The following is a 14,468-nucleotide window of genomic DNA, read 5'->3' as shown; positions in this document are numbered from 1 at the left end:
AAAGTCACAGGCACACTGTGCGCAGAAAAGCAAGTGCTCTCAATGAGAAATTAGTTTTCCGAAAAAAAAAAGAAAACGGCGGGCATAAAAAATGCCGGCAGTCATGCCGGCATTTGAGAGTAAAAACAGAAAAGATTAATGTTTTAATGACTCAATCTTTTCCCGGGTCAGTCCGGTACATTGCATAATAATGTTCAGATCAACCCCCTGTTGTAATAATGAGCGGGCGACTTTTTCAACACCCAGGCCAATACCTTTTTCGATACCTTTTTCGATACCTTTTTCGATACCTTTTTGCTCAAGTTGTTCTGCAATCGTTGTCAGCATCGTTTTATACTCCGGTGACAGTGCAATCAATTGGCTGAAAAAGCGGGATTCATCCAGAATATACCCCTGATAGGCAATATATTCTATCACACTCCTCACCTGGTCAACCGTATTGTGTTGCGAGTTAATTATCTGCGCGATTATCGGCAATACCGCCATTAAACCGTCGCGGGTCCGAATATGTTTCTGAACCAGCTCCAGCAGGGCAATACCCTTGTGTGTCAGGATTTCCTCATCACTGAGCACACTCAAATCCACTAACGGAAACGACCGGGTATACAGCTGCTGAGCCAGCGCCGGATCGGCGAACCCGTCCAGCCAGTTCATGCTGTACGGATAAGGACAAACACTGCCCTGATAAAACAGAAACGGCACCACCAACGGCAGGGTCTTATCCGCCGGCGATTTTTTCAGATGATGCGCTATCGCTGACATCGCATAATGCATCAGACGAAAACCCATTAACCGATCCGGTTTTGACTGGTGCTCGATCAGGCAGTAGATATACCCTTCCCCTTCCGTCATCTGCACGGAATACAGCACATCCGAATGCAGCTGACGTAAACGGCGCTCCACAAAACTGGCCGGCTCCAGGCGCAGTGTACTTAAATCGCACAAAGGCAGGATGTTGGCTGGCAAATGCACCGAGAAAAAATCCCGGGCATTCTCAGGATGCGTTAAAAACTGCTTGAATAACGCATCATGTACCGGTTGTTGTGTATTTTTAGTCACAGCAAACTCCTTATTAATGACTAAAAAGAATCAGCCACATACTCTCTGGATACCGGCTGTTCAGTCTCTGGTGGTGTTGACTGGTGTTTCTCGGCTTTATATACCACTTCTTTACCGATTTTAATCCAGTCAATATTCAGCAGCCTGGCTTTCAGGCTGACCCGCTGTTCTCCGGCATGCTCACCTTTTGTCAGGGTGAAAATATCGGAAGCCAGGTTACTTAATGTAAACCCGGTTAGGACTTTTTTGTCCTCATCCACCGCTTTGATACACCGTCTGACCAGTGAGACCGTATTCTCCCCGACAACGGTCGTATCAAAACGAACATACACAGGGTTATCAGCCGGTCCACTGAGTGCATTAATCACTGCGGTTAAAAACTGCCCTTTAGGGCCGTTAACCTGACGGATATTCGATAAATACCCAATCCCGTTCACATGCAGATTAAAGTATTTATTTTCAGATGTTGTATTATTTTTGCTGGTCATGATGTTTCTCCATCGGATAAAAAAGGTAAAAAAATGAGAAACATCGTCTCGGCAGGAACGTGTTTCCCACCGGGGTCAGTAACAGGAACGCTCCCGAACTGACGACTTGCGTTGTATAAGATGATCCTGATGATAACGCTATTCTGTTATCACCCTCCGTCGATTTCAAGGACGAACGGAGTTCTGTCATCGCCCGTAGGCTCCCGTCTCAGATGACCCGAGGATTGGCAGTGGCAATCACCCGTAGGCGTTCCTCTCAGATTGCCGGAACATTGGCATCGTTGTCACCCGTAGGCGCTTCTCTCAGACAACTGAAGCATTGGCAATGTTGCATTAAGCAACGGTATAAGCAGAATAAGGATTAATCTGCTTTTTTTATTTGTCAAGTAAAAAAGCAGTTCAGAGAGAAAAGGATAAACACAGAAGAATAAAATGGATAACAGAAACAAACTGAAAGTCTGGTTACAGCAACATCATCTGACACAAAAAGACCTGGCTCAACTCATTCAGCAGACAACAGGCAGGCCCTGTTCTGTCAGGGCGGTAAAATCCTGGTTATGCCCACCGGAAAAAAACAGCGCCCGGCCCTGCCCGGACTGGGTGATTCAGGTACTCAGTCACATGGATGAATAACTTTTTTGTCAAATAAAAAAGGCGTTACGGTTAATAACGCCTGACAGTGCCGCCCACTCTGTGATGTTAAAAAGAACCTCAGGAGTTCAACCAGCTCCGGCGCGGTTTTCATGAGGTTGATGCGCCTTAAAGTCTGTCCTGCTGACAGACAGACTTTCTCATTGTCGCCACCGCAGTTGTTCCGCTACGGCTTTGCCGCAATGACGGGGGGCTTTTCCCTAGCGTCAGCTATGCTAACGGTAATTATCACTCAGGTAAAGAGTCCTGTTATGCTCTTCTTCACGGCCTTCTTTCTTTTATTCATCCCCCGGGTAACCCCCTGCATTTTTTCCGGTAATGGTACACTCCCTTAACAATCCGGATAACGCTGACAACTCCAGAAACGGCCTTTACTGCTCTCCCGTAAGACCATCTTTCCATGACACGACGGGCAGGATGGCATCGGTGGCAGATCCAGCGCCAGCGGCATTTCCCCGCCTTTTTTAATGAGATGTGCCAACCAGCTGATTTGCTTTTGCATAAACACATCCAGAGACAGATTTCCCTGTGCAACCTGCTCGAGTGATTGTTCCCATAACGCCGTCATTCCCGGATCTGTACAGGCTGCCGGCAGGGCATCAATCAGCTGACAACCGGTGTCTGTCGCCCGGAGTGTTTTTTTCTGCCTGACAATCAATTTCCTGTTTTCCAGCGTGGTGATGATCCCTGCCCGGGTTGCCTCTGTCCCCAGCCCCGCATTCTCTTTCAGGACTTTTTTTAATGTCGGATCGGTAATAAAGGAGGACGCATTCTTCATGGCCGCAATCAATGTACCATCCGTATACGGTTTCGGTGGTGAGGTCGCCAGTTGTACAACCTTTGCCTCCTGTACCACACAGAATTCACCTTCGTGAAGGGACGGCAATGTTTCTGTTCCGGCTTCCAGCCCGGTTTCTGCCTCTTCTTTTACTGGCGGATCGTCTTCATGTTTCACAAATAATACAGACCAGCCCTTCACTCTTTCGACTTTCCCTTTGGCAACAAATTGTTGTCCGCCTATATCTAAAAACACCTCTGTTGCATCCCATTCCTGATCCGGCAAAAACTGCGCCAGATAATGGGCACGGATAAGTTTATAGACATTCAGTTCAGCCTCATTCATGGCGTTCAAATCAGGTGTCTGCCGGGTCGGTATAATCGCATGGTGAGCCGTAATTTTTGCATCATTCCAGACCCGGGAAATTCGCGCCGGCTGCAATTGTGCCAGCACATTCTGTAAGGCCGGATCGCTTTGTGATAATGCATCTAAAACAACCGGTATGTCGGCACGCATGGACACCGGCAGATACCCGCAGTCCGTCCGGGGATACGTGGTGGCCTTATGTTTTTCATACAGACTTTGCGCGATTTCAAGCACTTTATCCGCAGAATACCCCCAACGCCTTGAGGCCGCCTGCTGAAGTGTCCCGAGATCAAACGGCAACGGCGGCAAGGCTTTTCCTTTCGTTTCATTCACTGTACACACCGTCGCTTTCCCTGCCTGCCGGCACAGTTGCTCTACGGCCTGAGCGGCCTGAACGTGAATACAACGATGTTCATCATCACAATACTGCGAGGCAGGTCGCCAGTGAGCCTGAAAAATGATCCCCTGATGCTGCAACGAGGCGGTCACCCGCCAGAAGGGTTTGGAAACAAAGTGCGTAATTTCTCTTTCCCGCCGGACAATCAGGGCCAGTGTCGGCGTCTGGACACGTCCGACCGACAATATCCCACCAAACCCCAGTTCCCGGGCTTTGAGGGTAAACAGACGCGTCATGTTCATACCGATAAGCCAGTCTGCTCTGGCCCGCCCTAATCCCGCTGAATATAAAGAGGCCGTTTTCTCGCCGGGTAACAGGTTATTTAATGCCTGCCTGATACTCGCCTCATCCAGTGCAGACAACCATAAACGTTGTACCTTTTTCCGGTAATGACAGGCCTCCAGTAATTCACGGGCAATCACTTCCCCTTCCCTGTCCGCATCCGTGGCAATCACCACTTCCGTCGCCTGACTGAGCAACTGTTTTATGGTCTGAAACAACGAAACCGCGTCTTTTTTAACCACCATTTTCCACTGTTCAGGAATAACGGGTAAGGCACTCTGCCGCCAGGGGGCCGCAAACTGTGCGCCATAAGCCTCCGGTTCAGCCTGCTCCAGCAGATGACCTCTTGCCCAGGCGACCTGAACGCCATTTCCCTGAAAAAAATTATCCCGCCGCTGATGAGCGCCGATCACCCGGGCAATATCTTTGGCCTGAGACGGCTTTTCGCACAGAAATAATTTCATTACCCTGTTCTACCTCCTTTTTCCGGCTGCAACGTCATTCGCGGTTTTAAATATTTCCTGAACAAACTCCGGAGTCAGGGTATCACTGTACGAAGCGCTGTAAGTGATATACATGTGTGTTCCCGAACCATTTTTTTCCAGTTCGATGACGATATGTGCCGGCGGGTTACGTTTTCCCATATCCGCCCCCATTTTATAATAACTTCCCGGCGTCACTTCCCATTCCCAGCCCCGGCTTTCTTCTGCAATAGCCGTGGCGGCCCATTGATCACTTTCTTTACCTGACTGACGCAGAGCACGGATTTTGGCATTCACATCCTCAAAACCATAATAACGGCGCAGACGGGCTGCGGCTGTATCAATATCAACAGGGATAACCACGTCATACTCCCGTTGTTCCCGTTTCTGCATACCACCATTCATGGTATGACTGACCTGATGCCCCAGGTCACTGATTTTCTGATTCCATTCTGCGATTTCCTGTGCAGAGCATCCGGTCAAAAGCCATAAAGAAAAGCATAAGGTAAGCAATCCGCTTTTTTTCATTGCAGCTCCTTATTATTAAATAATTAACCCAATATAAATAACATTCGTTATTTTTTTAAAGACGGTAAAAATGACGCACGTTTTCTTCCTGAAATGATATCCGGATCAATTTCACCTAAATAACGGGAAGCCTGTTGATAAGTTTCACTGTTTAAATCAAGGTTATGACGGGTGAGCTCATATTTCCGGTAGTTTACGGCCATCCCTGTCACATGACGAACCTGATAGCCCGCTAATTTAAGGACCTTGTCACGTTGCTGACGGGAAATAAAACCATAATGCTCTCCCTGCAATACACGCAAAGCAAGTTGATCAACCCCGACGAGTAACCAGACACATTTATAACCAACAGGAGATTTACTGAATATCGCCAGGTCAACAGGAGATGTTGATGAGATATCCGAAATAACCGCAACCGCAGGTAACTGAACTAATTGTTGTTCAACCTCTGAAAGTAATTTCTGAATAGTCCGAGTCCCTTGCTCCAGTGCCTGCTCAAGCTGATACAGCCACATTTCTGCATATAAGTATCCCTTCTTTGCATCATCAGTAATATGACCCGCCCGGGAAATAAACATCGGAAGACTGGGGATCATCCATTTACGCTTTTTTTCGTCACCGTCATTCTGAGAGTTGGGTACAACCCGCCCTTCCCATAGCCGGATTGCATAACTGGTATGGAGTTTCAGTGTTAATGTTGACTTTAAAGGGCCAGCCTGAAGTAACTGTTGAGAATGTTTATTTTGTTCCATAACAATACCCTTGCTTTGAGAAATTGACATACCGTACAAATGTCAACCCCCTATGCCAACGATAAATTCAAATTGAAAAAAATAATTTATTATAAAAACGTAGCGTTACTCGTCATCCTACTGAAATGCAGGTTAACCTTTGAGCATTGTTTCCACCGGAAACATCAGTAAATAGTTAAGGGTCTTCCTCTGTTGTAAGGGGAGTAGTACAGTACCTAATTGATTTATAAACACCATACAATGCATTTATGGTGTCTTATTTTAAATAAGAGGAAATTCTTCATGAGTGTGCCACAAACAAAAGCTGAGCTGCTTTTAGCTATTGATAAAAGTTTTAGTAAATTAATTAGTTACCTCAACGCAATCCCGCCAGAAATGACTTCAGATAACTCAATGGATGGACACGCCAAAGGAACGAAGATAAGTGTTCATGACCTTGTTTCATATCTGCTTGGATGGAATGCTCTTGTTGTAAAGTGGATCACTTTTGATGCTAAAGGTCTGCCTGTCGATTTTCCGGAAACTGGCTATAAATGGAATCAACTTAGTCTTCTTGCTCAAAAATTTTACTCAGATTACAGTGAGTTAAGTTATGAATTGTTAGTAGCTGAACTTCAGGCTGTAAAAAATGAAGTTGTGAAACTTATTGATGAGCGTACCGATGATATTTTGTATGGAAGACTATGGTACACAAAATGGACGATGGGGAGAATGATCTCATTTAACACATCTTCGCCTTACGCCAACGCTAATGGAAGATTAAGAAAGTGGGCAAAAAACAATAAGATCAGTTTAAAGTAAATATCAGAGTGAAATTATATGTACGAAAATATCTCTATGCCCATATCGTTAACCAGACTGCTCCATAGCTTGTTAAATTCTTTACTCTCGATGATGCAGATTTCGTTACGGAAAGCGAAATATCGCGTTCCGGACCTTCCTACCCGGATAAGAAAAACCCAATTTTTAAACACTGTTTCCAGTGGAAACACCGGTTAAGTTTTGAGCACTGTTTCCAGTGGAAACACGGGTGATTTATTGAATACGCCTTCATTGCTCATTGGATATCCCTATGAGCGTACGGCGAAAACGCTGAAGGTACTGACGTGCAATATCAGGGGCACCCATCCCCCCCTGAGACGCCTTACTTCTCTCCGTTCTCTCCGGTTTGGTTTGCGTGTGCTGTGATACATCCGGAGTACCTGACATTTTCTGTAAAGACGCACTTTTCATCCCCGTTTCTGCTGGGGAAACGGAGTGATATCGCCCTTCACGGGCTGCCTTTAATAGCTGCAAGGCATACCCCACCGGATTACGTACACTTCCTGTCCTCACCCCCTGTGTCAGTTGCTGCACAATCGATATTGCGGCTTCTTCCGGCAACGCCTGTAACTGTTTTTCCAGCATCTGCCGATCATTCTCATCAATCCACTGATGCAGCCCCTGCACCTGAGTACCCGATAAATATTGCTCTCCCTGATCTACGTACGTATTTTTTACACTCTGTGTAAAAGTATTACGTACGTAACAGTTCGATTTTCGTACCCCTGAATCAGACTGGGTTTGTGTACTCAGTTCGATTTTCGTACCCGGTTTTTTTTCATCATTTTTTTCCCTGAGTTCGATTTTCAAATCCGGTGTTTTACACTGGGCTCGATTTTTTTTATGTTTACCCGGATGAAGTTGTGCCGTCTGCCCATTGAGTATCCGGCGTTGCCTGTCTGCCAGCGCTTCCGGTGTCTGAAGACTTTCAAGCCGCTGCTCAATGAGTTGCATTCTGGTATGCTGATGTCGCATTGACGGCTCGGTTTTCAGGGCAGTCAGCGCAGCGCGGGCCACGCACCGCACACTCTTATTTTTGTGATAACAACTTTTTTCCAGTACATCCATCCAGCGTGGATCTAATGTCTCTGCATCAAATGCATTCACCGGCTCATCATGTAACATATAGATATTTCCTCTGATACGCCCCCGTTTATCCCTGACCCGATGGCATAAACTGAGCCAGCCCGTCAGCCTCAGCATTAACAGTGCCCTGCTGACCGTTTCCCGCGAGGCTTTATCGCTGTGGGGTGTGGCTAACTGGAGTTGTAAGTCATCATAGGTCGGAAATACGGCCCCCTCATTTTGCTGAGCATGAAGGCGGATCATCATCCAGGTCAGTTTATCAACCGGGGAAAGTCGGGATTCCAGCAATAATTGCCGGGGGATTGCATCATGAACATTGCCGGCGTAAATCAATCCACTGCGCAGTGCCGTGCCGGGCTGGCTGTGTTGCCGGTGATGCAGTTGCTGCCGCATTTTTTCTAATGAAAACTGAATAATACTGTCCGGAGGAAATTGCATCTTATGCCCCACACAAAAATAATTTCATGCCTGAATACACTTATAGCTGCCTCCTCCGGTGAAAATACCGCACCGTAAAGAGGCAGTCTCAATATACTGAGGATCATGATGTTGAATATTCTGCCCTTACCGGCTAATCATCTTGTTATAACGTTCATGGCTCATCAGCTTCCAGCTTTGCCCCTGGTCCATACTGAGCAGACGCCAGAATGCACCAATATCAATTTTCAATACCGGGTAAACACCGCCCTTTTTTCCACCGCATTTCACTTTTTTACAAAGTCGTTCTCCCGAAAAATAACGTAGCAATAACCCGTTTGCCTTCCGCTGAATATGCTCCGGAACAGGCGTGACACATTCCGGAAATATCCGGGCGGATTGATGATGACTGATATTCCTGTTATCCGGCATGATATTTCCCCCTGTCAGCTGAATTCAGTATGCCGTCCCGGTGCCATTCCTGAACCGAATTCCATACCGTGGTCAGAGAGACATTCATTTTTTCGGCACAGGACACCATGATCTGAAGACAATCCGGATCATCCGGCTCCGGCATGCCCTCCTCTTTCCAGCGATACCATAATTCCGTTTGCTGCACATCTGACAGCCGCTGTGAACGGCCAGCATTTCCCCGGATCCCGGACAAACGCCGACGGGCTGACACCTCCAGTGACGTCATGCCAAAATACTGATTCAGCAAATCGATGGATGCCCCCAGTCTCAGACAGCGTTCAATCATCTGATTTTGACGGTGAACTTCTTTTGCCCGGGTCAGTAATAACCGTAAATTCTCCCGGTGGATCTGGCAGGTAATAATGGAGACCGGACTTTGAGAAAGATAATGCAGATCTTCAATGGTTAAACTGTTCAGTAACCGGATCTCATTGTCCGTCAGTCCCAGCGCCTCACAACGCCGCAGATTTCCGCTTTTTATTTCCATCACCAGTTCTGTCAGCAGATGATTCCCTGCCTGTGCTAATTGAGTCGCCATTACAGCCTCCTGTATTATTGAAAGCCTGCCAGAGTGTAAGTATCCACTGTAACACGTAATTCCGGTGCCATAACTCACGGGCTTTATTTGAAAGCAATACTTCTGCCCCTGCTTTTTGTCTCATGGTGCGCATATATTTTCGCCACGCCCGGCGCCGGCTCTGATAATACCGGGACCATATAAATCCCAGTAATTCCGCAGACAATTCAGCCTGCCGGCCTTTACCGGTAAAACACACCTCAATATAAGGTTCTCCGGCGGTCCCGGTTTTCCGCAGTGCATAACGGCAACGGCAAATTTCCGCACTGAACAACACCAACCGCCACCAGTCCGCATCCTGATTTTCCGGTGGACGGACAGAAAACCGGAAAACCTTATCATGCTCATATTTCCGGCTCCCGGCCCGGAATAACCGGCAGATATCCATCAGGCGCTGTATCACTTCCTGCTCATAACCGGTCTTTGCCCGCCCCCGGTTCAGGGGCAGATAACACGCCAGCGCCTCCGGCGATAAGGCGGTGCTTTTATTCCCATTCCTCTTCATCATTCACATCCGGATCAACATCTCTTTGTTTGGCATACAAACAACGCAACAAGTACATCAGTTTCATCCATGTCATAAACTGGGTATCATTCAATACCGGCGACATACCGGGCTGATATCCCCCCGTCAGCAGGGCTCTGAGGGCATCCGGAATATCATCATGGGACTCATCAGGTTCTGAGAAAACCGTCATCACACGCCCCAGCACCGAATGTGCTGACAACGTAATAAATCCCGGAGAATGCACCCCGGAAGCCGCCATAAAGGCGGAAGATAAATCCAGCTCATTCCCTAATTCAAACAAAGTACGGTAAATTTGCGTCTGAAGATGTTCAATATCATCCAGATGTGATGCCACCGGCCAGAGATCCTGACACGTCAGTGCCGTCACCGCATGACCGGAGACGGGCGCCTCCACCGGTGTGACATGCTCCGGGTTATTCGTGACAAACAGACTTCCGCCATCGACAGGCTCAATATCCGCCTCGTCGGTATCCCCGCTCAGCACAGGTGCCCCGCCGTATAAATCCGTCTGGATCTCCACAACCGGACGGGATTTTTTCTTTTCAACGACAGGAGATACTGAAGCCTCCTGACCTGAACCAGAAGATAGGGGCTCCGTTAACAAATCCTCTGCCGAAAAACCGGAGGTCATACCGGTAGGTACGGTTTCTGAATGCGCGGTTGTTGTATCACCCTCACTCTCCACCGGCGCAGGCAATTCCGGCTTTGTGCTGCGTCTGCCTTTATTGACCTTCAATTCAAATACCCAACGTTCATAATCCACACCGGCAACAGAACACTCCCTCAGTAGCCGGCCAATCAGTTCATCCAGAAACACGTCATAATCAAAAACATCATGGTTATCTATTTCTGTGCATGTCCTTTCAAAACATCCCAGAAAATCACAGGCTGGATCCGGCCCGTCATACTGAAAAAGAAACGAATCCGCTACCCGTTTTAATGTCGAACGCACGGACAATAATTGCTCAATTTGGGGTCTTCCCAGCCCGTTTTCCAGTAAACGGGGCATATAAGGTAATAAAACAGAAACAGTATCTTCCATCTTACTGATGTGTGAAATGCTGACAGGTAATCCGTCCGCCGTCATGCGCTGAGCGAATGCCCGGAGTGATAATTTTTTCCCCAGCGTTTCCTCATACAGAGAACGCGCCACACAAATCCCTTGTGCTTTTTCCAGAAACGTTAACTCCCCTCTGACTTCATTCTCCGCCAGATGGCCAATCAAACACTGCAAACGCCCCGGCCAGGGTTTAAATAACACATGAAGGCGGAAGAAACGCTCATCCTGTGTCTCCTGCCACAACTCAGAGAGGATCTGATAGCGCGTATTTCCGCCGTCACTGAAGATATAAAACTCACTCCCCGGTGCTTTGGTGACTTTAGGGACACTGTCCAGTCCGCGTGCCCGAATGGAACTCTTGATTTCCTCATAACGCGGGTTTCTGCCCTGACGTGGGTTATCCGGATTTGGCTGAAGTTGCTCAAGTGTTAATATCATCGGCATTTCAGACACCGGATTGACGTGGGCATTATCGGATAACGGGGAACTGACAGGATTTCCTCTGAGAAGTGCCTGACTGAGTTTATGCTGTAAATCTGTTTTCATTCTTCGCCTCTCCCTTAAAAATAATATCCCTGAGGAAAATCACTGAACCGGGTATACATCCCGTTAAACTGCACTTTCACCGTCCCCAGCGGTCCCTGTCGTTGCTTACCGATGATAATTTCTGCCACACCTTTGTCCGGTGAGTGTTCGTGATACACCTCATCGCGGTACAAAAATAAAATCAAATCCGCATCCTGTTCCAGCGAGCCGGAATCCCGTAAATCCCCGTTTGTCGGGCGCTTATCTGCACGTTGCTCCAGTTGCCGGTTTAGCTGGGAAAGGGCCACCACCGGACACCCGAGTTCTTTCGCCAGTGCTTTCAGACTACGGGAAATTTCACTGATTTCCTGCGTCCGGTTTTCCTGTTCAGGACTGCGCATCAGTTGAAGGTAATCCACAATAATCAGTCCCGGCGTACCCACTTTACGGCGGTAACGCCGTGCCCGGGCACGTAACAGGGAAGGTGTCATATTACTGGTATCATCAATCACCAGACGCTCCCCCCATTCGGCAATCTGTGACATGGCACCACCAAGACACTCCCAGTCATTTTCTTCCAGAGACGCACTGCGGATAGCCGTCAGTGAGACATTGCCCAAATCACTGAGTAAGCGCTGCATGATTTGTTCCGCCGGCATTTCCAGACTGAAAAAAAAGACCGGTTTTTCTGCCAGACGCAGGGCATTCTGTGCAACGGTCAGCGCCAGTGCCGTTTTCCCCATCGATGGCCGTGCGCCCAGTAACACCAAATCGCCTGCCTGCAAACCACAGGTTTTTTCATCCAGCTCACTGAACCCCGTTGGCGTACCGGTTATCCCTTTTGCACTTAATGCCTCCTCCAGATGCTGAACAACATTATTTAAAATATCGAGCAACGACGGGGAATAAGCGGGCAGCCCTTTTTCTGACAGCTGAAACAGCCGCTGTTCAGCCTGCTCACATAACGCCGGTATATTTGCCTGAGCCGCCACACTCTGGGTGGCCAGCAGATTCCCGAGCATCATCAGACCACGGGCACGGCTGCGATCCACGACAATCTCCGCATAGCGGACAATATTGGCCGCACTGGGGGTGTTTTTGGATAATTCCGCCAGATAAGCAAAGCCCCCCACCCGCTCAAGCACGCCGTCTTTTTCCAGTACATCACTGAGGGTGATTAAATCTATCGGGCTGTTTATCTGACACAGGGCGGCCATTTTCTTCCAGATTTCCTGATGCGCTCTGGAACAAAAATCCTCCGCCTGTAATAACGGCGCCACTTCATCCCAGCGGTCATTATCCAGCATCAGCCCGCCCAGCACGCTCTGCTCCGCCTCCGGTGAGTACAGAGTTTCAGGTAATACAGCAGAAGAAGACTTTTTATGCATTGAAAAGCCCTCCGTTAATCCGAAATGCCCTGTTCCCACCGTGTAAATAAATTATTTTTTTTGGAATATGAATTGTTGGTGTCGGACGAACAGTCGTCAGAGATAAGCTCCCTGTGACTGCCCGACTATTTTCGGACCGGTAAGTTTGGCGACCCCGGTCTGAACGTACAGGCAGCCTATTTTTATCCATAACACACCTAAAGGAACATTTATGAATACAAACTATCAACTGCCGTCCGACATTGATTACATTGGCATTTTTGACAACAACACCGATACGGGCGAAGCCCGTTTTGACTTGTATGTCAAAACCTTCCGGAGTATGACCATGAAAATGACTGAAGAAAGCAATTCCCGCCAGAGTCTGTTCCGCCTGCAATGGCTGGGTGACTGGCTGGCTGAAATGTATGGCTGGAAAATGCTGAATCCCGATATCACTCCCCTGAATGCTATTCACAGCTATCTTATTCTTCGCGATAACCTGCCGGCAGCTCAGGTGGCAGGCATGACAACAGAACAGATACATCTGGCGCTGACTGAAGAGTGGGGCACATTCAAAGCTCGTAGAGGGGCAAAAGACTTTTTGCGCAGAGTCGAAAAACGCCCGGACTCTCTTGACGATCCTTTCCGGGAAATACATTAATTCTGATCGGGCTGGCAGTATCTGCTGCCAGTCCACGGTTAGACTGAACGGGAAAAAACAGGAGAATACCTTGATATTCATGGACGCACCTCCCGTTTCTGCACATCATCAAAACGGGTTTTCCATTCCGGAAACAGCTCTGAAACAAGATGATGCATAATGACTGCGGCTGCCGGTGTTTTACGCTGAGTCCGGTATTCCAGACGATGCACCGGTTGTCCCTGTGCATGACCATTTTTAAATATTTCCAGTTTGGGAACAGCGGTTTTCAGTAACGAAAGAGAAATCGACTCCGCAAAGGGGTACGCTTTTTGGTCAATAATCTGAGTTAATTCAGTCAGTGTTGCACGATCTAACACCGTATCTTCAACACAATTAGCAAGAATACGTATTGCCGGCAGGGGAATTCCGTAAGCCGTCAGCGGCACCAGCCCGCCGATTAATCCCAGTGTTCCCCGTAAAAATTCACGCGTATCCGGCAAAATAGGTTTGATTATCCCGACAGCATAATCGGTGGCAGCTAACAAAATGGTTTCCAGCATCACCGAAGCCGCGCCTTTTGAATCAATGATAATAACATCGTAAGAAGCGAATAACGGATGTTGCAGAATATTACGCAGACGCATTCTGCCGTCAGGTGCATGCAATATAGCCGCAGGGAGACGATCATGCGGATCGTTAGAAATGATGATATCCAGATTAGGGATAACGGAGCGTGATATGATGGTATCCGGCCGGGAAAGATCGGTCAGTTGCATTAACAACTCAAACAAGCCGTTTGGTGCTTCATATTCAAGTTTAAACAGACTGCTGGCTGTCGGCTGGGAATGATCGCCGTCGATCAACAGGGTTTTTAACCCTGCATCAGCACAAAAACCCGCAATATTGCTGGCTTTGGTTGACTTTCCGGCTCCGCCTTTTGTTGATATAATTGGAACAATTCTGGTCATTTTCTCACTCAGCATACTCTGGGTGAGAAGTCAAAAAAAATAATTACATTAGTGAATTACATCAAGCTTTTTAACTAGGGGATTGAAAATCCCCGTGTCCTTGGTTCGATTCCGAGTCCGGGCACCATTTTAAAACTTGTTAATCAGCAATTTAAATAGCTGAGAGAACAACTAAGGGTTAGAAAAATATATTTTGATATTATCATCTTATATT

Annotated in this window: 12 protein-coding genes and 1 pseudogene; 2 read left to right on the top strand and 11 right to left on the bottom strand. The window is 47.7% G+C overall.

Annotation, left to right across the window (positions count from 1 at the left end; all coding sequences use genetic code 11):
* Positions 1-135 precede the first annotated feature (135 nt).
* From HMPREF3129_RS06565 to HMPREF3129_RS06545, 5 genes and pseudogenes are all read right to left on the bottom strand, one after another.
* Complete coding sequence (locus HMPREF3129_RS06565; protein ID WP_017827827.1) at positions 136-1,059, bottom strand: Rpn family recombination-promoting nuclease/putative transposase; 924 nt, start codon at positions 1,057-1,059, stop codon at positions 136-138.
* A 20-nt stretch (positions 1,060-1,079) separates the two neighbouring features.
* Positions 1,080-1,547: an STY4534 family ICE replication protein gene (locus tag HMPREF3129_RS06560; protein ID WP_000202155.1), complete on the bottom strand. Its 468-nt coding sequence runs from the start codon at positions 1,545-1,547 to the stop codon at positions 1,080-1,082.
* 883 nt (positions 1,548-2,430) lie between these two features.
* Positions 2,431-4,485 (bottom strand): annotated as a pseudogene (locus HMPREF3129_RS06555) (DNA topoisomerase III).
* A 9-nt stretch (positions 4,486-4,494) separates the two neighbouring features.
* On the bottom strand, positions 4,495-5,031 hold the full coding sequence (locus HMPREF3129_RS06550) for a hypothetical protein (protein WP_000748138.1): 537 nt from the start codon (positions 5,029-5,031) through the stop codon (positions 4,495-4,497).
* A gap of 47 nt (positions 5,032-5,078) precedes the next feature.
* Positions 5,079-5,783 (bottom strand): PFL_4669 family integrating conjugative element protein, encoded by a 705-nt coding sequence (locus HMPREF3129_RS06545; RefSeq protein WP_000437242.1) that lies wholly within the window; start codon positions 5,781-5,783, stop codon positions 5,079-5,081.
* Positions 5,784-6,065: 282 nt separating this feature from the next.
* Here HMPREF3129_RS06545 and HMPREF3129_RS06540 point away from each other — a divergent pair, with 282 nt between their 5' ends.
* Positions 6,066-6,584 (top strand): ClbS/DfsB family four-helix bundle protein, encoded by a 519-nt coding sequence (locus tag HMPREF3129_RS06540; RefSeq protein ID WP_000115888.1) that lies wholly within the window; start codon positions 6,066-6,068, stop codon positions 6,582-6,584.
* Positions 6,585-6,833: 249 nt separating this feature from the next.
* Here the strand turns inward: HMPREF3129_RS06540 and HMPREF3129_RS06535 are convergent, their stop codons facing one another.
* From HMPREF3129_RS06535 to dnaB-PI, 5 genes are all read right to left on the bottom strand, one after another.
* The gene (locus tag HMPREF3129_RS06535; protein ID WP_004239736.1) at positions 6,834-8,129 is read right to left on the bottom strand and encodes an STY4528 family pathogenicity island replication protein; all 1,296 of its coding nucleotides are present in this window, start codon (positions 8,127-8,129) and stop codon (positions 6,834-6,836) included.
* Between the two features lie 126 nt (positions 8,130-8,255).
* Entirely contained in the window at positions 8,256-8,540 is a 285-nt protein-coding gene (locus tag HMPREF3129_RS06530; RefSeq protein WP_004239737.1) for a ParE family toxin-like protein, read from the bottom strand.
* Complete coding sequence (locus HMPREF3129_RS06525; protein ID WP_000235333.1) at positions 8,530-9,120, bottom strand: DUF2857 domain-containing protein; 591 nt, start codon at positions 9,118-9,120, stop codon at positions 8,530-8,532. Before HMPREF3129_RS06525 ends, HMPREF3129_RS06530 begins: the two co-directional genes overlap by 11 nt.
* 524 nt (positions 9,121-9,644) lie before the next feature.
* Complete coding sequence (locus HMPREF3129_RS06515) at positions 9,645-11,294, bottom strand: ParB family protein (RefSeq protein WP_000845359.1); 1,650 nt, start codon at positions 11,292-11,294, stop codon at positions 9,645-9,647.
* Between the two features lie 14 nt (positions 11,295-11,308).
* Positions 11,309-12,661, bottom strand: a complete 1,353-nt coding sequence (gene dnaB-PI, locus HMPREF3129_RS06510; RefSeq protein WP_000549132.1) for an SPI-7-type island replicative DNA helicase — start codon at positions 12,659-12,661, stop codon at positions 11,309-11,311.
* Between the two features lie 211 nt (positions 12,662-12,872).
* Between dnaB-PI and HMPREF3129_RS06505 the strand changes: the two genes are divergently transcribed.
* Complete coding sequence (locus tag HMPREF3129_RS06505) at positions 12,873-13,304, top strand: hypothetical protein (RefSeq protein ID WP_001095747.1); 432 nt, start codon at positions 12,873-12,875, stop codon at positions 13,302-13,304.
* Between the two features lie 77 nt (positions 13,305-13,381).
* Here HMPREF3129_RS06505 and HMPREF3129_RS06500 read toward each other — a convergent pair whose 3' ends face one another.
* Complete coding sequence (locus HMPREF3129_RS06500) at positions 13,382-14,254, bottom strand: ParA family protein (protein WP_175080307.1); 873 nt, start codon at positions 14,252-14,254, stop codon at positions 13,382-13,384.
* Positions 14,255-14,468: the final 214 nt, after the last annotated feature.

Origin of the sequence: Proteus sp. HMSC14B05, from assembly GCF_001808035.1 — a bacterium.
Classification (GTDB): domain Bacteria; phylum Pseudomonadota; class Gammaproteobacteria; order Enterobacterales; family Enterobacteriaceae; genus Proteus; species Proteus mirabilis.
Note: the sequence above shows the minus strand (reverse complement) of the source record. Positions and strands in the feature narration are given on the sequence as shown.